Annotated in this window: 19 protein-coding genes, 1 tRNA gene and 1 pseudogene; 12 read left to right on the top strand and 9 right to left on the bottom strand. The window is 59.9% G+C overall.

From position 1 onward, the window contains the following. The 6 genes from LG376_RS10825 to LG376_RS10800 all read left to right on the top strand — a co-directional run bounded on the left by LG376_RS10825 (position 1) and on the right by LG376_RS10800 (position 5,654). On the top strand, positions 1–822 hold the full coding sequence (locus tag LG376_RS10825; protein ID WP_225747119.1) for an SWIM zinc finger family protein: 822 nt from the start codon (positions 1–3) through the stop codon (positions 820–822). Continuing rightward, complete coding sequence (locus LG376_RS10820) at positions 822–1,940, top strand: exonuclease SbcCD subunit D (protein WP_225747118.1); 1,119 nt, start codon at positions 822–824, stop codon at positions 1,938–1,940. Before LG376_RS10825 ends, LG376_RS10820 begins: the two co-directional genes overlap by 1 nt. Next, positions 1,940–4,525, top strand: coding sequence for an AAA family ATPase (locus tag LG376_RS10815; RefSeq protein WP_225747117.1), 2,586 nt, complete (start codon positions 1,940–1,942; stop codon positions 4,523–4,525). The genes LG376_RS10820 and LG376_RS10815 overlap by 1 nt, the downstream gene beginning before the upstream one ends. A 5-nt stretch (positions 4,526–4,530) precedes the next feature. After that, a complete protein-coding gene (locus LG376_RS10810; RefSeq protein ID WP_049378350.1) occupies positions 4,531–5,037 on the top strand; it encodes a MarR family winged helix-turn-helix transcriptional regulator in 507 nt (168 codons plus the stop codon). Between the two features lie 5 nt (positions 5,038–5,042). Next, positions 5,043–5,342 (top strand): hypothetical protein, encoded by a 300-nt coding sequence (locus LG376_RS10805; protein WP_005327602.1) that lies wholly within the window; start codon positions 5,043–5,045, stop codon positions 5,340–5,342. 108 nt (positions 5,343–5,450) lie between these two features. After that, positions 5,451–5,654 (top strand): hypothetical protein, encoded by a 204-nt coding sequence (locus LG376_RS10800; protein ID WP_049378351.1) that lies wholly within the window; start codon positions 5,451–5,453, stop codon positions 5,652–5,654. 54 nt (positions 5,655–5,708) lie between these two features. Here the strand turns inward: LG376_RS10800 and LG376_RS10795 are convergent, their stop codons facing one another. From LG376_RS10795 to LG376_RS10785, 3 genes are read right to left on the bottom strand one after another with little or no spacing between them, the layout of a single operon-like run. Next, a complete protein-coding gene (locus tag LG376_RS10795; protein WP_198492873.1) occupies positions 5,709–6,875 on the bottom strand; it encodes an ABC transporter permease in 1,167 nt (388 codons plus the stop codon). 3 nt (positions 6,876–6,878) lie between these two features. Beyond that, positions 6,879–7,778, bottom strand: coding sequence for an ABC transporter ATP-binding protein (locus tag LG376_RS10790; RefSeq protein WP_225747116.1), 900 nt, complete (start codon positions 7,776–7,778; stop codon positions 6,879–6,881). 2 nt (positions 7,779–7,780) lie between these two features. Further along, the gene (locus LG376_RS10785; protein WP_225747115.1) at positions 7,781–8,287 is read right to left on the bottom strand and encodes a hypothetical protein; all 507 of its coding nucleotides are present in this window, start codon (positions 8,285–8,287) and stop codon (positions 7,781–7,783) included. Positions 8,288–8,385: 98 nt separating this feature from the next. On the opposite strand from LG376_RS10785, the pseudogene LG376_RS10780 reads away from it, so the two are divergent. Together LG376_RS10780 and LG376_RS10775 are read left to right on the top strand one after the other, a co-directional pair. Beyond that, positions 8,386–9,164 (top strand): annotated as a pseudogene (locus tag LG376_RS10780) (MerR family transcriptional regulator). A 111-nt stretch (positions 9,165–9,275) separates the two neighbouring features. Next, positions 9,276–10,454: an IS256-like element ISCre1 family transposase gene (locus LG376_RS10775; RefSeq protein WP_013887464.1), complete on the top strand. Its 1,179-nt coding sequence runs from the start codon at positions 9,276–9,278 to the stop codon at positions 10,452–10,454. A gap of 185 nt (positions 10,455–10,639) precedes the next feature. Here the strand turns inward: LG376_RS10775 and LG376_RS10770 are convergent. From LG376_RS10770 to LG376_RS10750, 5 genes are all read right to left on the bottom strand, one after another. Continuing rightward, positions 10,640–10,713 (bottom strand) — tRNA-Arg (locus tag LG376_RS10770). A gap of 53 nt (positions 10,714–10,766) precedes the next feature. Further along, positions 10,767–12,338, bottom strand: a complete 1,572-nt coding sequence (locus LG376_RS10765; protein ID WP_225747114.1) for an alpha/beta fold hydrolase — start codon at positions 12,336–12,338, stop codon at positions 10,767–10,769. 124 nt (positions 12,339–12,462) lie between these two features. Next, on the bottom strand, positions 12,463–13,083 hold the full coding sequence (locus tag LG376_RS10760; protein WP_225747113.1) for an LUD domain-containing protein: 621 nt from the start codon (positions 13,081–13,083) through the stop codon (positions 12,463–12,465). Next, a complete protein-coding gene (locus LG376_RS10755; RefSeq protein WP_225747390.1) occupies positions 13,080–14,585 on the bottom strand; it encodes a lactate utilization protein B in 1,506 nt (501 codons plus the stop codon). The genes LG376_RS10760 and LG376_RS10755 overlap by 4 nt, the downstream gene beginning before the upstream one ends. Beyond that, positions 14,585–15,370, bottom strand: coding sequence for a (Fe-S)-binding protein (locus LG376_RS10750; RefSeq protein ID WP_225747112.1), 786 nt, complete (start codon positions 15,368–15,370; stop codon positions 14,585–14,587). The genes LG376_RS10755 and LG376_RS10750 overlap by 1 nt, the downstream gene beginning before the upstream one ends. Positions 15,371–15,581: 211 nt before the next feature. On the opposite strand from LG376_RS10750, the gene argS reads away from it, so the two are divergent. The 4 genes from argS to thrB all read left to right on the top strand — a co-directional run bounded on the left by argS (position 15,582) and on the right by thrB (position 21,044). After that, on the top strand, positions 15,582–17,234 hold the full coding sequence (argS, locus tag LG376_RS10745) for an arginine--tRNA ligase (RefSeq protein ID WP_225747111.1): 1,653 nt from the start codon (positions 15,582–15,584) through the stop codon (positions 17,232–17,234). Beyond that, on the top strand, positions 17,235–18,572 hold the full coding sequence (gene lysA, locus LG376_RS10740; RefSeq protein ID WP_225747110.1) for a diaminopimelate decarboxylase: 1,338 nt from the start codon (positions 17,235–17,237) through the stop codon (positions 18,570–18,572). Between the two features lie 174 nt (positions 18,573–18,746). Continuing rightward, positions 18,747–20,090, top strand: coding sequence for a homoserine dehydrogenase (locus LG376_RS10735; protein ID WP_225747109.1), 1,344 nt, complete (start codon positions 18,747–18,749; stop codon positions 20,088–20,090). A 24-nt stretch (positions 20,091–20,114) separates the two neighbouring features. Continuing rightward, positions 20,115–21,044 carry a homoserine kinase gene (thrB, locus tag LG376_RS10730; protein WP_225747108.1) on the top strand — a complete coding sequence of 310 codons (930 nt, stop codon included), beginning with the start codon at positions 20,115–20,117 and terminating at the stop codon, positions 21,042–21,044. On the opposite strand, the gene LG376_RS10725 is transcribed toward thrB, so the two are convergent. Beyond that, positions 21,031–21,690, bottom strand: a complete 660-nt coding sequence (locus LG376_RS10725) for a metalloregulator ArsR/SmtB family transcription factor (protein ID WP_225747107.1) — start codon at positions 21,688–21,690, stop codon at positions 21,031–21,033. The two genes, thrB and LG376_RS10725, sit on opposite strands and share 14 nt — an antisense overlap. Positions 21,691–21,724: the final 34 nt, after the last annotated feature.

Below are 21,724 nucleotides of genomic sequence, written 5' to 3'. Positions count from 1 at the left end.
ATGGCCGTTAAAGGCGACGACAACGTCATCTATGCCAATTTTGGCACTCGAAAGCGGGTAAGCACCCCGGCCGAGGTTAATCACGTGGACCGCAGCGGGCGCATCCTGTCCACTACGGCTTCGCGTATCGCAGCCTTTACCTCCCACGGTGCGGACCGCGGCCGGATTACCCGCGGCCGTCAGTATGCCGAGGGCGGACACGTCGTAGGCCTCGAGGTGCGCAATGGCGCCATCCACGGCCGCGTGGCTGGCTCCCAGAACGAGCCCTTTGCGGTGCTCATCCAGCTGCCGTACCGCAATAACGATGATATTGCCCAGCTGGCCACCGAGTTCGCCCGGACCCCCAATTCCGTGGCTAATGCGCGCAAGGGCATGCTTTCCGACGCCGCCCTGGACACCCTCTTTGCCCCCGAGGCCGAAGACCTCCGCCTGACCTGCGACTGCCCAGATGGCGAGTACGTGTGCAAGCACATTGTGGCGGTGGGCGATAAGCTCGCCACCCGCGCCGATGCGGACCCGGCCGTCATCTTTAATATGCGCGGGTTGGACTTTGCCCGTCTCGAGCGCATGGTCTTAGAGCAGGCCAAGACGGTCAGCCGCGAAAGCTTTACCCCGAGCGACCTGTCCGAGGAAGAAAAGAATGACATCTTCTGGAACGGCCGCGAGCTGCCGAAGCTGCCGCAGCCCAAGGTAGCGCCAGCCATCGATGACTCCGATCCGGACCTGTTGCGCAAGGCCATGCGCTCGGTTTCACACACCAATCTGGATCTCCTGCGCGCGGTATCCGATATTGAAGACCTCTACTATCACCTCTCGCACTAATGACTGCTACCACGTTTATCCATACCTCCGATTTTCAGCTGGGCATGACCCGGTGGTTTTTGAAGGGCGAGGCCCAAGGCCGCTTTAATGATGACCGCGAGGCCGCCATCATGCGGCTGGGCGAGCTGGCCAAGGACACGGGCGCGGAGTTCATCGTCGTGGCCGGCGACGTCTTTGAGCATAATGCCCTCTCGCGCGAAATCCTTGCCCGCGCCACGGAGATGTTTAAGCGCCTGCCGGTGCCGGTCTATGTCCTGCCGGGAAACCACGACCCGCTGGTGGCGGATTCGGTCTTTTATAAGGCCAGCGCGGACAATGTCCACGTCATAGCAGACTCGGAGCCCATCGAGGTCGCACCCGGCGTGGAGTTGGTTGGCGCGCCGTACCTTTCCAAGCGCGCGAACCACGACTTGGTCCGCCAAGCGCTCGAACCATTGGAGCCGGCCGCGGGCATTCGCATCGCCGTCGGCCACGGCCAGGTGGATTCCCGCTCCGGCGAGGATGACGCCGATACCATTGACCTTGCCTTCGTCGAGGATTGCTTGGACCGCGGGGTCATCGACTACCTCGCGCTCGGTGATACCCACTCCACCGCGAGCCTTGGCACGACCGGACGGGTGTGGTTCTCTGGTAGCCCGGAGACCACGGACTATAAGGAAACGAGTACTGGCGGCGGTGAATCTGATTCCGGCAATGCGCTGGTGGTGCGCGTGGGGGATGAGGTGGACGTCGAGAAGCGCCGCATCGGCCGCTGGACCTTTGAAGCCCTCGACGCTGCCGTGGACTCCGCCGAAGACGTGGAGCGCTTCCTCGCGCGGCTGGGCGAGTACCCGGATAAGGTGCGCACGGCCGTGAAATATAGCCTGCGCGGTACGCTCGGGGTCGAGGCGCATGCCCGCCTGCAGCGCGGATTGGATGAGTACGAGGCTGTGTTTGCGTCCCTGCGCCCCCGCGAGCGCACCATGGACCTTTACCTGGAACCCAGCGAAGAAGAATTGGCTAGCCTCGATATTTCCGGCTACGCGGCCGAGGCGCTGCATGACCTATTGGATAATCGTGAGGATCCCGTCGCCCGCGATGCCGCCAACCTGCTATTCCGCCTGGAGGGACAGTCCTAATGCGCATACACCGCCTAGAACTCACCAATGTCCGCGGTATTGAGCACTTGGCCCTCGATGAGCTGCCTGAGACCGGCGTCGTGGTTATCCATGGCGAGAACGAGGCAGGCAAGTCCACCATCGTGGAGGCGCTCGACGTGGTGCTCACCGAAAAACATAGCGGCCGCTCCAAGCGCATTCGCGCCCTGCAGCCGGTGGGCAAGGACGTTGCCCCGGAAGTTACGGCTGAGCTGAGCGTAGGGGAGTACCGCTTCCGCATTGCCAAACGCTGGCTATCTAAGAAGTCGTGCGAGCTGAATATTTCTTCCCCACGGCCGGCGCAATTTACCGGCAGTCAGGCCGATGATGAGCTGGAGCGCATCCTTTCGGAGCACTTGGATCGCTCGCTTGTCGACGCCCTCTTTATGCGCCAAGACGACACCGGCGAGACCATCTCTGCCGTCGGCATTCCGAGTCTGACCCGTGCGCTCGAGCGCGAATCGGGTCTTGCCGAAGAAGAGGTCTCCGGCGATGATTCCGCGCTGCTTGCCCGCGTGGACAAGGAATATCAGCGCTACTTCACCGCGGCGAAGGGTAATCCGGCCGGCGAGTACAAGGAGTCCGCCGCAGTGCTAGCCCGCGCCGAAGAAGAATACACTGAGGCCACCCGCGTGCTGCGTGAGCTCGACTCCGTGGTTGAACGCTACGAGCAACTCGAACGCGACCAAGCCGCGGCCGAAGCAGAGCTCCCCGCCGCCCGCGCCGACCTCGCAGAGAAACAAGCCCAGGCCGAGGAAGCCGCCACCGCGCAGGCCACCCTGGACTCCCATAAGGCCACCCTCGCCCGTGCTTCAGAGGATCTTGCTCGTGCGCAATCCGCAGTCACCGAGCGCGCCGAGCTCGTCACCGCCGCTGAGGAATCTGCCAGGGTCACCGAGGCTGCCCAGTACAAGCTCACCGCCGCGCAGGACAAGGCGAAAGAAGAAGCCGCGGCCAAGGAATCGCTAGAGAAGCAACTAGCGGAGGCCAAAGAGGACTATGCCGCGGCTCGTAGTACGCTTAAGCAAGCGCGCCGCCAGCAAGATAAGCAGAAGTTTGAGCAGCTCAGTGCCCGGCTAGACTCGCTTGACATCCTTGCCGCCGAGGCGGATCAAGCCCGCGCCGTCGTTGCGCAGCGCGGCCGCGAGGTGACCGCGGCCGATATCACCGGTTTGCATAAGGCGGACTCGGCCCTTTCGGTAGCAGAGCGCCTGCACGAGGCTGCGGCCGCCAAGGTGCATTTTTCTGGGCCGGCGGGTTCTACCATTCGCGTCGATGGCGAGGACATCGAGGTGGGGGAGGACACCGCCGTCGAGCTTGTCGATTCCCGCGTAATCACCATCGGCGATATCACCGCCCGTTTCTCGGCCGGTTCCTACTCGGCCGAGGACACCCAGCGCGATGTGGAACAGGCGCGCATGCGGCTGCGGGATCTGCTCGATACCCTCGGCGTAGAATCTGTGGCTGCGGCCGAGGAAGCTCATGAGACTCACCGTGCGCAGAACGATGCCCTCGATGCCGCTACCCGTGCGCTTAGTGCCGAGCTGGGTCCAGATGACTTGGCCGGCTTGCGCTCCCAGCATTCCGCGCTGGCTGAAAAAGTCGCGGACCTTGAAGATACCGCCGAGGTAGACCTTCCTGCCGCTGAAGCCGCAGAGGAAGAAGCTAGCGAAAAGGTCGATGCGCTCGACCGCGAGCTTATGCCGTATCGCGAAAGCCGCCTTGCTCACGAGGTGGTGCGCCTAGATGCCGAGCTGGACGCCGCCCGCGAAAATGCGCAGCGCGTGACTCGAGACCTTTCCGCCGCTCGTGAACGCGCCGCCGACGGGGACCTGCGTGCCGAGGTTATCCGCCTGGAATCCGTAGTGGCGGACCTGCGTGGGCAACTGGATCAGATGGAAGCTGTGGACCTTAAGACCGCCAACTCCTTGGTGGAAGGCGCGCAATCCCATCTGGATTACCTCACCGAACGCATACAGCGCTGCGAGGTGGACCTCGGCCGGCTTTCTAGCGAGGTGAACTTCCACTCCGGTGCCGCCGATCGCGCACAGCAGGCCACCGCGGCGGTAGATATGGCTCGGGCGGTGTACGAGAGCGTCGACAAGCGCGCCCAAGCAGCCCGTTACCTGCGCGAAATATTGCTCAAGCACCGCGATGCCGCCCGCCAGCGCTACGCCGCGCCCTTCGTGGCTGCGCTCTCACAGTTGGCGCGCACTGTTTATGGTGGCGAAATCACCTTTGAACTCGATGAAGATCTACGTGTCATCGCTCGCACTCAGGACAATGAGACGGTAAGTCTGGCTAGCCTTTCTGGTGGTGCCCGCGAGCAATTGGCCATCCTCACCCGCTTTGCCATTGCGCAATTAGTGGGGGCGGAGTCGGTACCGGTCATCGTCGACGATGCGCTGGGTTCTACTGACGCGCACCGTCTGCAACTTATGGCCACGCTCTTTTCCCATGTCGGCCGGGATAATCAGGTATTGGTCTTTACCTGCATACCAGAGCGCTACTCCCGGGTGCCGGGACGCGACGAGCGCAACATAGCTTCCCTCAAAGGGGTAATCTAGGTCCCATGCCTTATCAAACTCGCTGGTTAAACGACGAAGAACAGGAGCTATGGCGCCTGTTGCTTGCCGCTGTGCGCAAAATAGATAGGGGAATGGATGAAACGCTGAAAGCCGGCGGGGAAGTCTCTGCCTCCGAGTTTGCCGTCCTAGTCGCTCTTTCAGAGGCGCCCGAACAGCGCCTGCGCCTGCGCGAGTTGTGCACGCAGCTGGAGTGGGACCGCTCTAGGGCCTCGCACCAGGTAACCCGAATGGAAAAGCGCGGCCTATTGTTTAAGGAACCGGACGAGGACGATGCCCGCGGTATCAATGTGTGCGTAACGCACGCCGGTCTAGAACACCTACGCCGCGCCGCGCCCGAACACGTGGAATCGGTGCGGCGCATGGTCTTTGATCACTTGCAGCCCGAGGATATCCCGGCGCTTAAGCGCTTTTTCACCGGAGTTGTGCAGGTGACTAACTTGCCAGGCTACGAGGGGTATGTGCCGGATTCACTACTACACGGAAAGGATTAAGCTCCATGATGGGCCAAGAGCTCTTTGAGCACCCAAAAAAGCAATATAAAACCTACGGCATCACCGCGCTGGAGGAGCTTAGCCCGCGAATCGGCGACCCCGAGGCACACTTGGAGGATACGGCTAGCGCAGAACAAGTCGCCGCCATGGAAGAGGCGCTAGAGGCGTACCCAGACTCCGCGCTGACCTACGACCAAGACACCGAGCTGTGGATCGTAGGCGCGGAGGAAGACATCGAGCGCATGCTCGCTGATCGCGAGTCTTTCGTAGAAGCGCTGCTTAATAACGAGGACCCGGGGATCTAGAGTTCGGACTTCGGCGTCAATCAAAAGTGCGAGGAATGCGGCCTTGTAAGCACTTAACTGTTAAGATATCCGTAGTTAATCCTCGGTGGATCGAAAGGTTTTATCATTATGAACGAGCGTGAGGCTCAGGAACAGCGCGAAGCGGCAGCTCGCGATAAGGGCAATGGCTGGGTTCGCGTATTCCTTCAGTGGATCCCTTCCATGCTGCTAGCCGTAGTGATGTTGGCTGCCATGTTCTTCGGTATGTACTACATCGAGCACGGCACCTTGGACATCACCCAGCCGATCACCAATGAGTTCATTACTCAGTAGCTTCGGCACATAGAAGAATCCGGCTCCCGCACAATCGGCGGGGAGCCGGATTTTTTATTTGCCCAAGGCTTGGCGCCAGGTCATTTTGCGTCCATTGTTCAAAATGGCGCGGCGGTAGATGCGACCGACCAGCACGATAATCAGTGCGGTCACCACAGCCATGAGCACATAGCTAGCTAGCAAGCCCAACCAGCTGAGGTTGCCCCCGGCCACCTGCATCGGAGCGACCAGCATGGACACCGGCGGCAACCAGGTCATGACTTGCATCCACGTGGCATCCAAGTGCATCCAGCCGAACATTGGTACATACATGGTGGCAAAGACGAGGAACAGGATAGGTGCCTGCGTGGACTGGAGATCCTCGGTGCGCTGTACCATCGAGCCGGCTGCAGCGTAGAGGCTGCCAAAGAAGAGCAGGCCTAGAATCTCGCCAACGAGGAGGACGGCTACCAAGCCGTAGTCCAGCTCGAAGTCACCAGCCAAGCCGGTTGCAGCAAGCGAGATTGCACCGCCGCCCAGGATGAGGAGGGTGGCCAAGAAACCGATGATGGTATTGCCCAAAATCTTGCCGGCCAAAAAGTCCACCGGGCGCACGGAAGACAAGATAATTTCCACCACGCGGGAGGACTTTTCCTCCGTGACGCGGCCACCAATTAAGCCGGCGAAGGTCATGACGGAAAAGACGACCACCATTGCGGCAATGAGGACCGTGGCTACGCCGGCCATCTTTTGCTCCGTGTCGTCCTCTTCTTCTAAGTTCACCTGATTGACCGTGGTGGACGGGGTAGCCTTTTCTAACTCTTGCGGGTCAATATTGAGCTTATCCAGCGCCGTTACTTGTGCTTGAGAAGCAACGATTTGGTTGACGGCGGTAGTTACCGCGGCAGGCGTATCGCCCTTGCTGAGGAGATCCCAGCCGTCGTTCTCTGCCGGTACTAGGGCGGCATCGGCCTCGTCATTTTCCACCAATTGCTGGGCTTCCGCGCGGTCTTTTGCCTCTGTGGCATCGATACCGGAATCATCAAAGGCAGACGCTTCCATGCCCACGATGGCTACGGAATCCGGTTCGTCATCGCCGCTGAAGAAATTGATAGCAATGGGTGCGATAATGGCGCCGAGGATGAGTAGCAGCATTGTGCCCACTACCATCTTCGACTTCAGTGCGACTGCCATTTCACGCTTGGCTACAACCCCGATGGTCTTCATTGCGGAATACTGCATGGCTTAGGCCTCCTCATTCTGGTTGTTGGTGACGACGTCCTGGAAAAGCTCGGTCAGGTCTGGGATCTTGCGGCCGAAGGAATGCACCGGGCCTGCGGCAAGGGCTACCTGCAGGATTGTCTGATCATCTACGGCGGGATCGGCTTGGAGCACTACGGCATCGGCAGTTTCTGCCACCAGCTCTGTACCTTCCGGATACCAGCCGCGCGCTGGGGTAGCAACCTCGAAGCGAGGCGGGCCTTGGCTGCGCAGCTTATCGACGCCCCCTTCAGCCACCATATGCCCCTTCGTCACAATGCCCACGCGGTCACACAAGCGCTGCACCAGGTCCAACTGGTGCGAGGAGAAAATGACGGGCACCCCGCGGTTGGCGCGCTCGCGCAGCATGTCTGACATGACGTTGACCGCAACGGGGTCTAGGCCGGAGAAGGGCTCGTCCAGAATCAGCATGTCAGGATCATGGATAAGGGAGGCCGCCAGCTGCACCCTCTGCTGGTTGCCCAAAGACAGGTCATCGAGCTTATCGTTCATGCGCTCGCCCAGCCCTAACTGTTCAAGGAGCTCAGTGCCGGCGCGCCTGGCGGCGGGTTTATCCATTCCGTGCAGGGTGCCGAGGAAGACCAGCTGGCTAAGCAACGGTTCTTTTCCATAGAGGCCGCGCTCTTCCGGCATATAGCCAATGCGGCGGCGATTATCGTCATTAATTGGGGCGTTATCGAAATAGACTTCGCCGGAGTCTTTCGCCAGCACACCAAGCGCAATGCGCATGGTGGTGGACTTTCCGGCGCCGTTGGATCCGACGAAACCGAAGATTTCGCCGTCACTAACGCTAAAGGTCATATCCCGCAGGGCTTGAGTCTCCCCGAAGGACTTATTGAGGTGGTCGATGGTCAAGGTGGGCATGTTTAGTCCTCCGAGTTCTGGTTGAAGGTCAGTGCGTAGCCGACAGCGGGCAGGGTGGCAGAGATGAAGTAACTAAAGAGCAGGTAGTAGCCAGCTCCAAGCAAATATTTGGTGCCAATAGTGCTGGTAATGCCTCCGCCTAGGAACCAATTTCCTACGAGGAGGGTGACTAGACCGCCGGTAAAAAGTAGGGCGGTAGACAGCTGGAAAGCCTTGCGGCGCCACTGGTCGAGGACCTGGGCCTCGTACTCATCAAGAGAGGACAGCGGCTTGCGGTCTTGGGAATCAATGGATACCCGCAGAATGGTCCATGGAATGCAAGAAAGCACCATTGTTATAGACATTCCCAACAGTGCCCAATAAGAAGAAAGTGCCAATGCGAGGATGAGGAAAATCGCAGATACAGCTACGCAGCCATACATTGACGCGATTAATCCACGGGTGGGACCGGGACGGCGGAACCGTTTGGCGCGGATCGTTGTTGAAACTGGGGCGTCGTTTGCTGTCATGCACCCAAGTGTTGTATAAACCCAACACTCTGGCAAGAGATTCTGCAAATTTTTTCTGGCCTTGACCCTGACGCAGCGTGAGGCGCGACAATGTAACCATGGACGACATCGATGAAGTTCTTTGTACCGTTGGCGAGGTAGCAGCGCTTTTTCGCATTACGGTGCGCACCTTGCATCACTGGGAGGCACAAGGCTTGCTGTCTCCCACGTGGCGCAGCTGGTCCAATTACCGGCTCTATACCGAACAGGACTGCGCCCGTGTGCAGAAGATTCTGATCTACCGCGCTACTGGTATGAAATTGACCGATATTAAACAGCTGCTAGATGGCGGTGCCTCCGACTTAGAACATTTGCGGAGGCAAAAGGAGAGCCTGCTCGCGCAGCGCGACAGCCTTACAGACATGCTGGCAGCAATTGACACCTTGATGGAGGATGCAATGAATAACCGAAAGCTCACCACCGAAGAAATCGGACAGATTGTCGGCGATGCCAACTTCGCCGCGCATCAACAAGAAGCCGAGGAGGCCTACGGACCCAGCGAGGACTGGGCTATGTATCAGCAGCGCACTGCCGGCTGGTCGGAGAAGAACTGGAACGATGCTCAAGCCGGCGTGGCTGAGGTGGAAAAAGAACTTGCCGAAGCTGTAGCGAGCGGTAAGGCACCGGATTCGAGGAGGCGCAGGGGATCGTCGAAAAGCACCGCGAAGCATTAAGCGCCTTCTTTCCCGTCACGCCGGCAAAGCACTTCTTAATCTCGCGCGGCTACGTAGCTGACGAGCGCTTCCGTGCTCACTATGAGGCGCAGCAGGAGGGGTTGGCGCGGTGGCGGGTTAAGCGACAAAATGTGTGTCCGGAATCGTTGATTTTCATGCTCTGAACTCCGCGTTTGCGGAAAATATATGCTCCAAAAGCATATATTGGCCCTCTCTTGCGAAAATCCCCGGTGTGGCTGCCATGGTGTGCTACGGAGCGGTGGTTCGGTTGCCCAATGCCAAAGAACCGACCACGCTGCCATTGTGGCGGCGATATGAAACGAAACGGCACCACCAGCAACGGGACGACCCGGTGGCGGTGCAAAATCTGCGGTGCTTCACTGACCAAGCAGCGCAGCGATATCACCAACGCAGCCCTATTTCGTGCGTTCATCCAGCACCTGACCGCCGGGACCAGTCTTGCGGCGATCGCCGGCAACATGAGCTGCTCGACACGTACGCTGCAGCGCAAATTCGATGCCTTTTGGCTGGTTGACGTGCCTGACCCGACCATCGGCCATACAGGCAGGGTCTACGACCAGATCTTCATCGACGGCACCTACACCGCAGGTGGCTGTCTGATCGTGGCGGCAACGCTCGACCACGTCATCGCCTGGCACTGGTGCAAACAAGAAACCACACACGACTACAAGCGCCTGCTCGAGCGCATCGAAGCACCGTTGATCGCTGTGATCGACGGTGGCCGAGGAGCCACAAGCGCAATTAAAACGTGCTGGCCAAACACCAAAATCCAACGCTGCCTCGTGCACGCCCAACGCAGAGTACGCCGCTACACCACCTCACGACCACGCACTGATGCTGGCCGCACCATCTACCGACTCGCGCTGAAACTCACCCGCATCACCACCCTGGACGAGGCTGCACAATGGGGTGCACAACTGCAAGAGTTTCACACGCTCTACAAGGATTGGCTCAACGAAAAGACACAGGTCAAAGACCCGAAAACAGCAAAAGACACACTCGTGTGGACCCATGTCAACGTGCGCAAGGCCTACAACAGTCTCAACCACCTGTGGCGCAATGACCTGCTGTTTGTCTACCTCAAGCCCCCGAAAGGTGTGCTCGAGCCGCACCGGATCAAATCCACCACCAACAGTCTTGAAGGCGGCATCAACGCCCAGCTGAAGCTCCTTGCAAGAACTCATCGCGGCAGACGCGGTGAGCACCAACGCAAAATGCTGGATTGGTGGCTGTATCTGAAAACGGAACTGCCTGGCGATCCAATAGAAATCGCCAGACAGTCCAACTGGGGCCAGAACCAACTCGCCAAAGTTACAACCCTGACCCGAAACGAGAACCAAGCCGACTATGAAACAGGACAACCAGCCCTCTACGACAACGGTATCGATACCGAGTACACACACTCAATCGGCATCCAAAAAGGCCACATCTAACCCCGCGACACGCCGATAGCAGACACACATTTTGTCGCTTAACCCGCGGTGGCTGGCAGACGCGATTGAGCATGCAGCAAAGGCACAAGGGGTGGATACCGCAAACCCGGAGTGGAAATAATTAGCGGGCCGGAAGATAAATAAGCCGCTGACCACCAGAAAGATCAAGTGGTCAGCGGTGAATGTGTCCCCGACAGGGATCGAACCTGCGACCTTCGGTACCGGAAACCGATGCTCTAATCCGCTGAGCTACGGAGACATCGCTGGGAAAATTCCCAACGATGTGATTTTAGCGCATGGGTTAGCGGGGGACTAAATCAACCCGGGGGCGTCGGCAGTAGTGACTTCGCCGGTGCGTAGGTAGTGCACGCCAATGTCATCAACGACCTTATTCTTAGAAGCAAAGTGGCCATGGCCGGGGCCGTGGACGGTGACCACGTGCGACTGCATCGGCTTGGAGAGGCTGGTGTGGTACTGGTACGGCGTTTGCGGGTCGCCCGTTGCCTGGATCTGGAGGGGCTTGGTGGCCAGCTTAGAGCCGTCGAGAGGTGCCTGGCCCGTGACCGGCGCGCGGCCACCGCAGCCCGCGCCGGAGCCGTAGAGAGAGTTGATGAGGGTGAAGGGATCAACGCTGACGAAGTTGGTCCACAGGTAGCTCGGGTATAGCAGCGGATTGCCGGGCACGGTGTTTTCATTGCAGACGATGAGGTTTTGCATATTCATCGCTTGAGCGACGGACTCTTGATGTTTGCGCAGCGCCTCCGGGTCGGGCTGCTCAGCATCCATGGGCTCGCTGCCGTTTAGGTGCTTGGCAAAGGCATCCCACTGCGCAGGAATCGGGACGAGGTCGCGCGTCATGACCAAAAGCGGGGAGAACACTTGCACGGCGTTGGGGTGCTGAATCTTCTGGGTGAGGAACTCTGCCTGCACGCGCAGTGGGCCGGTGGCGGTCATAATGTCCGCACCAGGCTGACCGGCAAACTCGAGGCCTGGAGGTAGGTCACCGATCTTGGCGTTAGGTGGCAAGACAGTAGGGCGTACACCTGCTTCACGCGCTACCTTCTGCGACCACTTTTCATAGACCTGCAGCGGGGTGGTGCCAAGGTGATATTTCGCATCATTTTTGGCAATGAATCCGAAGAGATCGTGCAGTCCCTTTTCATAGCCGCGCTGTTGGGAAGCAAAGATGCCATTCCAAGCCAGCTTGGGGCTCATACCCGAATCTAGCAAGACCTTGCCGGTGTGCTCTGGATACTTGGTGGCGTAGGCGGAGCCGAGATACGTGCCGTAAGAGGTGCCGGCGATGTCAATCTTTTCCTCGCCCAAAGCACGGCGCACCATTTCCCAATCCTGCAGGGTATTCGCAGTGGTCAGTGAGTTGGTATAGCCCGGAGTATTCTTCTCGCAGGCATCGCGGGTGAGCTTTCCTACCTGGAGGCTTCCTTGGAGCGGATTGCTGGTGGCCGTGGCATCACACTTGACCGGGGTAGAGCCGGGCAGGCCACGCGGTTGTACCCCGATGGTGTCCCACTCATCGCGCACGGCCCGCGGCCACGGAACAGCGGTATTACCGGTCCATCCATAGGCATCGCCACCTGGGCCACCAGGATTGGTAAACAACGCGCCACGGCGGGCGCCTGGGTTGGCGGCGGGAACGCGCACGAAGCCGACGCTAATGGTGCCGGCATCAGGGTTGTCGTAGTACGTAGGGACCTCGATGCGGCCACACTCGGCGCTGTCGATGTCCACCTGCTCTGGGCAGTCTTCCCAGGAAATGGCGGGCTTGGTGTCTTGTGGCGCGGCCGTGGCAATCGGTGCAGTAACACCAATGGCGACCGCAGCAGCACCGAGCGTGGCCGCTAGTTTAGAAGAAAAAGAAAGCATAGGTTAGGTCTCCAGAATAAAAATGATTGGTAGACCTAGCCTATGCTTTTTTGATGCTTTTGGCATCATATTCACAGTAGGTGGGTGCCCTCATCGGCCGGAGCGGGTGAGGGGCTACGCAGAGCTACTTGACGATGAGAACGATAAGGTCACGCGGACCGTGTACACCCTCGACGCGAGCGAGCTCGATATCAGAGGTAGCGGACGGGCCAGAGATCCACGTTGCCGGCTTCTCCGGGTTCATACGGGAGATGACCTCGGGGATGCCGTAGACGATCTCATCCTGGTGGACGATGCACAGGTGGCGATCCGGAACCAGGGTGAGCGCGCGACGGCCGCAGCGCTCGTCAGACTGGAGCACGATGGTGCCGGTCTGGGCGGAGGTGACGTGGGAATAAGTGACCACAGCGTCGGTCTCATTCAGCGTGCGCGGATCGACAGACTTATCGTCTGGCTTGGCATCGAACCCCTCGAAGAGGCTGGCGTCCATGCCCTCAGCGTAGCGGATGTCATTGCACTTGCGGTCATTGAGGATCGTGGCGATGGCTTGCTTTAGCTCGCCTTCCTCGGTGACGTGCACCTCGGCCTTGTAATCCTCGAGTCGGTCAATGAGCATATCGCGCAGCTCGTCCGCGTTCAGGGTGCCCTCGTGGTGGTAGTCGCGCGGGGCATCAACGTGGTCGGGCAAACCAGCCTGCTTCTGAGCGGAGCGGATGCGGCTTAGAATTTCCTGCTTTGCGTTCACTTTTGGGACTCCTCACGGGCCTCGGCAAGAAGCTCCTTGCCTTCTTCGGACTCGAACCACTGGCGGAAGGACTTCTTAGGCGGAACCGCGGTATCGCGGCCTTCGGACCAACCGGACATAAACAGTGGCAGGGATTCGATGGTCTTGTTGGTGCCACCCAAGATGCGGCCCAAGGCGACCATGTGGGTTGCCTTGTTCCACAGCTTCGGGTTGCTCCACAGCAGCTGAATGGTCTTGAAGAGCTTCGGCTCGATTGGTGGGGTGGCGTGGGTGACCTTCTGGTGGCGGTTTTCCAAAATGACGTCGGAAAGCGGAATCTTCACCGGGCACACCTCGTCGCAGCGGCCGCACAGGGAGCATGCATAAGGCAGGCTGGCGGAAGGATCGTTGTGGTCCTTCATGCCGGTCAGCTGCGGCGTCAGGGAAATGCCGATCGGGCCAGGGTAGACGGAGCCGTAGGCGTGGCCGCCGGCGCGCTCGTAGACCGGGCAAACATTCAGACAAGCCGAGCAACGGATGCACTTAAGGGCCTGGTGGCCAATCGGGGAGGACAGGGCCGCGGTACGGCCGTTATCCAGCAGCACCACGTGGAAGTTCTGCGGGCCATCGCCCTCAGTAACGCCGGACCACATGGAGGTGTACGGGTTCATACGCTCCGCGGTGGAAGAACGTGGCAGCAGCTGGAGGAAGACCTCCAAGTCCTGGAAGGTAGGAACCAGCTTTTCAATGCCCATCACGGTAATGAGGGTCTCCGGCAGGGTTAGGCACATACGGCCATTGCCCTCGGACTCCACGATGTTGATGGTGCCGGTTTCCGCCACGCCGAAGTTGGCGCCGGAAATCGCGACCTTGGCCTGCATGAACTGCTCGCGCAGGAACTGGCGGGAAGCCTCAGCCAACTCTGCCGGCTCTGCCTGCAGGGAGTCATCGGTATTTGGCATCTTGTTGACGAAGATATCGCGGATCTCCGCGCGGTTGCGGTGAATGGCCGGAACCAGAATGTGGGATGGCTTATCTTCGCCCAACTGCACGATGAGCTCTGCGAGGTCGGTCTCGCGAGCGTTGATGCCTGCTGCCTCCAAGTGCTCGTTCATGCCGATTTCCTGGGTGGCCATGGACTTAACCTTGACCACATCGGTCTCGCCGGTGGCGCGAATCAGCCCCTCAATGATCTGGTTAGCTTCCTTGGCATCGCGTGCCCAGTGGACAACGCCGCCGCGAGCCTTAACTGCCTCTTCGAACTGCTCGAGCAGTTCGGGCATGCGAGCGGCAACATCTTCCTTGATGGCGGAACCTGCAGCGCGCAGCTCCTGCCAATCGTCCAGCTCTTCTACAGCGTTGGAGCGCTTCTCCCGAATAGTGGTGGTAGCGTGCTGCAGGTTGTGGCGCTGGGTGGCGTTATTCAGGCCAACGTGTGCCAGGGGAACAAAGGCCTTGCTGCCGCGCAGGTTGCCGTAGCCTTCCGGCGCGCGCGGTGGGGTGGTATCGAGGAAAGAGGTCATTAGAGCATCGTCTCCTTGGAGTAGGCGGCGGAGGTAGGAGTCCATGGGTGCTCCTTGGTAGAAGCCAAGATCTCAGCCATGTGAACGGCGCGGATACCGGAACGCTGGCGGCTCAGGGCACCACCGATGTTCATCAGGCAGGAAGAGTCACCGCCGGTGACGTATTCAGCCTCGGTCTCCTTGATGTGGCGAGTCTTATCGGTGACCATCGCGCGGGATACCTCTGCGTTCTTGATGGCAAAGGTGCCGCCGAAGCCACAGCATTCTTCCTTATTGGGAAGGGTGACCAGTTCGATGCCTTCGACTTCCTGCAGTAGCTGCAGTGGGCGGTCGCCCAGCTTCAAGAAGCGCAGGCCGTGGCAGGAAGGGTGGTAGGTCACGCGGTGTGGGAAGAATGCCCCCACGTTGGTAACGCCTTCTACGTCTACCAGGAATTCCGGCAGGTCCAGGGTCTTCTGGGTGGTCTTGCGGGCGCCGTCGACGTCGGCGGAGTTGCCGAAACGGTCGGCGATGCGCTCGTGCTGCTCACGAACGGCACCCACGCAGGAACCAGAGGCAGCAACGACGTAGTCAATGGAAGGATCTGCGAAGGCATCCGCATAGGAGCGGATCATGCCCAGGGTTTCCTTCTGGTAGCCGGTATTGATGTGCATCTGGCCGCAGCAGGTCTGTTCCTCCGGGAAGACCACTTCGTGGCCCAAGCGGGAGAGAACCAGTGCCGTTGCCTTTTGTACGTCCGGGAAAAGGGCGTCACCAATGCAAGTGGAAAATAGCGCAATGCGCATACGGTGCTCCTCGTTGATTTTTTACATGGGGGTAGCCATAACTCTACTCCTTTTAAGCAGTACGTGCGTAATGTGTCCCCCGCTTGACCAGCAATTATTTCGCAATATTAGTGTTGCAGAAAACTGCTATCAACCGTTTGCGCTGCAAAGGCGAACTTTTTGCTATAGCCCTTTTCACACTCGTCTTTTCAGTGAACTAGAATCGTGCGACATGACTCCAGCTGATTTGGCCACACTAATCAAAGAAACCGCCACCAAGGTTATGGCGGACCACGACCTTGATTCCTCCGTTTTGCCTGAAACGGTCACTGTAGAGCGACCTCGTAACCCTGAGCACGGTGACTATGCCACCAACGTGGCGCTGCAGGTAGCTAAGAAGGCCGGTGCTCACCCACGCGAGCTAGGCGGCTGGCTGGCAGCGGCGCTCGCGGATGATGAGGCCATTTCTGAAGCAGATATTGCCGGCCCAGGCTTTATTAATATTCGTCTTGCTGCCGATGCACAGGGAGAGATCGTCGCGCAGATCCTTCGCGCCGGCACGAAGTACGGCTCTAACGATTCCTTTGCGGGTAAGAAGGTCAACCTGGAGTTTGTTTCCGCTAACCCGACTGGGCCGATTCACTTGGGCGGTACTCGCTGGGCGGCTGTGGGCGATTCTCTCGGCCGCGTATTGGAAGCATCCGGCGCGCAGGTTACCCGCGAGTATTACTTCAACGACCACGGCGGCCAGATTGATCGTTTTGCCCGATCCTTGGTTGCCGCAGCTAAAGGGGAGCCGACCCCAGAGGACGGCTATGGTGGTGCCTATATTCAAGACATTGCTGCCGCTGTGGTGGAAAAAAATCCTACCGCGCTCGAGGGCACTGCCGATGAGGTTCAAGAGGCCTTCCGTGCGGATGGCGTGGAGATGATGTTCGCGCAAATCAAGCAATCCCTGCACGAGTTTGGCGTGGATTTCGATGTGTACTTCCACGAGAATTCACTCTTTGAATCGGGTGCCGTTGACACGGCCTTGGATAAACTCAAGGCAGAGGGCCATCTGTATGAGGCAGAGAATGCCTGGTGGCTAAAGTCCACCGACTATGGCGACTCCAAGGACCGCGTAGTGGTGAAGTCCGATGGAAATGCGGCCTATATTGCCGGCGATATCGCTTATGTGGCCGATAAGTTTGACCGCGGTCATGACTTGAATATCTATATGCTCGGCGCGGACCATCACGGCTACGTGCCGCGGCTGAAGGCTGCGGCAGCAGCGCTGGGCTATGACGCCGATGCGGTGGAGGTGCTCATCGGTCAGCTGGTCAACCTGCTGCGCGATGGCCAGCCGGTGCGCATGTCGAAGCGGGCGGGCACAGTCATCACCATGGAAGACCTTGTTTCGGCTATTGGCGTAGATGCCGCGCGTTACTCGCTGGTGCGCTCTTCTGTGGACCAGAGCATCGATATTGACTTGGGCCTGTGGGAATCCCAGTCCTCCGATAACCCCGTCTACTACGTGCAATACGGCCACGCCCGCCTGTGCTCCATCGGCCGCAAGGCAGCCGAGCTGGGCGTCGATTCGGAAAGTGCAGACCTCTCCTTGCTCACCCATGATCGCGAGGGTGACCTCATCCGCACCCTAGGCGAGTTCCCGGCCGTGGTGGAAGAAGCCGCGCAGCTGCGCGAGCCGCACCGCATCGCCCGCTATGCCGAGGACCTCGCTGCGGTCTTCCACCGTTTCTATGACTCCTGCCAGGTCCTGCCCAAGGCGGGCGAGGATGAAGCTCCTATTCACGGCGCCCGCCTCGCGTTGGCGCAAGCCTCCCGCGTGGTCTTGGCCAATGCCTTGACCATGGTGGGCGTAAGCACCCCGGAGAAGATGTAAGTGGCGGATTTCAATGAGCTGCCGGCCCACGTCTGGCCGCGCAATGCAAAGCGCGAGGAAGACGGCGTAGTAACCATTGCTGGTGTTCCGCTGCCGGATTTGGCGGAGGAATTCCAGACCCCACTTTATGTCTTCGATGAAGATGACTTCCGGTCCCGCTGCCAGGACATGGCCCGCGCGTTCGGTGGACCCGAGCATGTGCACTATGCCTCCAAGGCCTTCATCTCAAAGAAGATCGTGAACTGGGTCAATGAGGAAGGCCTGTGCTTGGACGCGGCCTCGCTCAATGAGCTCAAGATTGCCTTGGCCGCAGAGTTTCCGGCCGAGCGCATCACCACGCACGGCAACAATAAGGACGATGAATACCTGCGTTTGTGCGTAGACGCCGGCGTGGGTCACGTGGTCATTGACAACGAGCTCGAGCTGGAAGAACTCAATCGCATTGCGGGCGAGGCCGGCAAGGTCCAGCCGGTGATGATCCGCGTCAAGCCGGGTGTTGATGCGCATACGCACGAATTCATCGCCACGGCGCATGAGGACCAAAAGTTCGGCATTTCGCTCGCCACGGGCGCGGCCTTTGCTGCGGCCAAGCGTTGCTTGGAGGCGGACAACCTGCACCTGAGCGGCCTGCACTGCCACGTGGGATCCCAGGTCTTTAATGCGGAGGGCTTCAAACTTGCCGCGGAGCGCGTCATGGGGCTGTACCGCCAGATTTACACCGAGCTGGGCGTGACGTTGGAAGAGCTCGATCTGGGCGGCGGTTTTGGTATTCCCTATATGCCTTATGAGGAGGCGCTGGATACCGAGCGCGTGGCCGGCGATATGCTCGGCGCGGTCAAGCACACCGCAGAGGAGTTGGGCATTGAGGCGCCCTTCCTCTTGGTTGAGCCCGGTCGCTCCTTGGTTGCCGGCTCGGCGGTGACCGTCTACCGCGTGGGTACCGTCAAGGATGTAGAAACTGGCAAGTCGGATCTGCCGCTGCGTCGCTATATCTCCGTCGATGGTGGAATGTCAGATAATATCCGGCCAGCGCTCTACGGTTCGGCCTATGACGTGCGGGTGGTCAACCGCTTTAGCGATGGGGAAGAGGTGCCCTCCCGCGTGGTGGGCTTCCATTGCGAGTCCGGCGATATTCTCCTTGAGGACGGCGAGCTGCCCAATGATATCCAGCCGGGAGACTTGATCGCCTTTGCGGCGACTGGCGGCTACCAGTACATGATGTCCTCGCGCTATAACGGTGCGGTGCGCCCAGCGGTCGTCGCCACGCGCGTAGGCGAGACCAAGCCAATGCTGCGCCGCGAGACTATCGAGGATCTTCTTTCCCTCGAAGTGGACTAGCCCGGCTACTCGGTCCCCGTCACAGCGCCTAATTTAATTCAGGCCCTGTGACGGGGGATTTTCTATGTATAGACCCATTTACGGCGAAAGTAGACAGCTTGTTCTGTATAGTGTCCTGTATCCGCAATTAGCGGGCACAACACCTTTACCCCAACCGCACAATGGAGACGGATTATGGCTGCATCTACTAGCGAGCTTCAGGCACACAAGCATTCCGGCAAGGGCGAGGGCGAGACCGTTGGCATCGCCCTGCTGGGCTTTGGCACCGTGGGTGCTGAGGTCTTCCGTCTGCTGGGGGAGAATGCTGATGCCTTTGCTCATCGCATCGGTGGTCCAGCCGAGATTCGCGGCATAGCCATCCAAAATAAGAATAAGCTGCGCCCAGGCGTGCCCCAGGAGCTTTTGACCGATGACGCCAAGGCGCTTGTCGCCCGCGATGATATCGACCTCGTGGTTGAGGTAATCGGCGGTATTGACTTCCCACGCGAGCTGGTGCTCGCCGCACTTAATTCGGGAAAGTCCGTGGTGACCGCCAACAAGGCCCTAGTGGCCGCGCACGCAGACGAGTTGGCAGAAGCCGCCGACCGCGCCGGCGTAGATCTTTACTTCGAGGCTGCAGTGGCCGCTGCCATCCCAGTGGTAGGCATGTTGCGCCGGTCCTTGGCCGGTGATCAGGTAGAGCGCATCTCTGGCATCGTCAATGGCACCACCAACTTTATCCTGGACGCGATGGAGTCCACGGGCGCTTCCTATGACGAGGCGCTGGCAGAGGCTACCCGCCTAGGCTATGCCGAGGCCGATCCCACCGCGGATGTCGAGGGCCACGACGCCGCTTCTAAGGCTGCCATCATGGCGTCTTTGGGCTTTCACACCCGAGTGAAGTTCGAGGACGTCCACTGCGAGGGCATCACCAAGGTCACCGCCGCGGATATCGCCGCGGCAAATGATGCCGGCTATTCCATCAAGCTACTGGCCATTTGCGAGCGCCTCCAGCGTGCCGATGGCTCCGAGGCCGTCAACGCCCGAGTGCACCCCACCTTGGTGCCTAAGGAGCACCCGTTGGCTTCCGTGAGCGAGTCTTATAATGCCATCTTCGTTGAGGCAGAGGCCGCAGGTTCCCTGATGTTCTACGGCAACGGCGCGGGCGGCAATCCTACGGCGTCTGCCGTGCTTGGCGACGTCGTCGGGGCAGCCCGCAATATCGTCCACGGCGGTCGCGCACCGGGCGAGAATACCTATGCCAACCTGCCTATCGCAGACTTCGGTGAGGTGGAAACCCGCTACCACATCGATATGGAAGTCCAAGACCGCACCGGTGTGCTGGCCGCCATCTCCGCTGTCTTTGCCGACAATGATGTTTCCCTGCGCACCGTGCGCCAGGAAGACGGCGCGGACACCGCTCGCCTCATCGTGGTCACCCATGCCGCCAAGGAGGCCACCTTGGATACCATTGTGGCTGCTTTGGGCGAGCTCGAAGAGGTCAAGGCTGTTCATTCCGTAATCCGCCTCGGCAGCTAGCCCGGAGCAATAGACTGGACAGCTATGAGTATCGAAGTTGAAGTCGGCACCAAGGCAATCGTGACCGTTCCTGCCTCTACGGCGAACCTTGGCCCGGGATATGACACCTTGGGCATGGCGCTGAGCCTGTATGACACCGTCGAGGTAGAGGTCACCGCCTCGGGCCTTACGGTGGAAATTTTCGGCGAGGGCGCAGAAGACCTGCCGCGCGATGGCTCCCACTTGGTGGTCAAGGCGATTCGCTCCGCACTCTCGGCGGCCGACGCCACCGTGCCCGGCCTGCGCGTGGTCTCGCATAATAATATCCCGCAGTCGCGCGGCCTGGGCTCTTCCGCTTCCGCCGCAGTGGCGGGCGTGGCCGCCGGCAATGCGCTGGCAGGAAACCCCCTGACACAAGAGCAAGTGGTGCAGCTTTCTTCCGCCTTTGAGGGCCACCCCGATAATGCGGCCGCCTCTGTATTGGGTGACGCCGTGGTGTCGTGGACAAATGTCCCCGTCGACGGCCATTCTTTGCCGGATTACCGCGCCGCGTCCATCAAGGTGCACGAAGATATCCGCGCCACCGCGCTCGTGCCTGATTTCCATGCCTCCACCCAGGCGGTGCGCCGCGTCCTGCCTTCGCACGTGACGCATTCGGATGCGGCGTTCAACGTCTCGCGCACCGCGGTCCAGGTGGCGGCATTGCAGAACTATCCGGACCTCCTGTGGGAGGGAACCCGCGATCGCTTGCACCAGCCATACCGCGCGGATGTGCTTCCCGTGACCGCGGAGTGGGTCAACCGCCTGCGCAATCGCGGCTATGCGGCCTACCTCTCCGGCGCTGGCCCCACCGTCATGGTGCTCCACACCGAGGATATTGAGGAGGGCATTCTTGCCGACGCCCGCGAGCAGAACCTCCGCGTCATCGACCTCACCGTGGCCGGCCCCGTTCGCGTGGAGCTTACGCAGGCCTAATTTTTAGACGGCACACGTTGGGGTGCTGGCGCGGAACCAAGGTAATCGAGGTGGCATCATCGCTGGATTCTTGCAGGAAGCCAGCGTGTACCGCGCACAAAAACGGCGAAGGCTCAAGTCCCGAAGAAACAAACGGGCAGGCATGGAGCTCGATGTCGGTTGAATCAGGCTTGGTGGCAGGATCAAAGCCCATATCGCGCAGGGTGGCAAAGAGCGTATCGAGCGCGCCATCGGAGGCGTAGGCACCTGCGGCGCGTGCCCAGCGTCGCCCGATCTCGAGGGCCTTGGTCGAGGCGGCGTCATCAAGCTCTTCCTTATCCGCCAGCATCGTGGTCAGCACTTCCACCAAGGTGATGTATTCCTCTGCCACCGCTTTATTATCCGGTACGCGGGCTTGGAAGATGAGGGAGGGGCGCCCGCGGCCCTTACTCGGCGCGGAGACTACGTTGACGGCCCCAGCGCTGACCAGCTCATCGATGTGTCCGCGGGCGGTGTTGACGTGCATGCCTAGTTCCTCGGCGACGGTGCCGGCCTTGGCGCCTTCGGGGTGGCGCTGCACAGCGGTGAGCACCTCGCGCTGCTTGGGCGAGAGGTTGAGGGCCTCCGGAAAGAGTTCGGTGGTGGGCCGAGGAAGTGAATCAGGCATGGTGAAAATCCGCCTTGGGGTCTGCGAAAACAGA

It is taken from the genome of Corynebacterium sp. Marseille-P4611, assembly GCF_916618765.1.
GTDB classification, from domain to species: Bacteria; Actinomycetota; Actinomycetes; order Mycobacteriales; family Mycobacteriaceae; genus Corynebacterium; species Corynebacterium marquesiae.
Note: the sequence above shows the minus strand (reverse complement) of the source record. Positions and strands in the feature narration are given on the sequence as shown.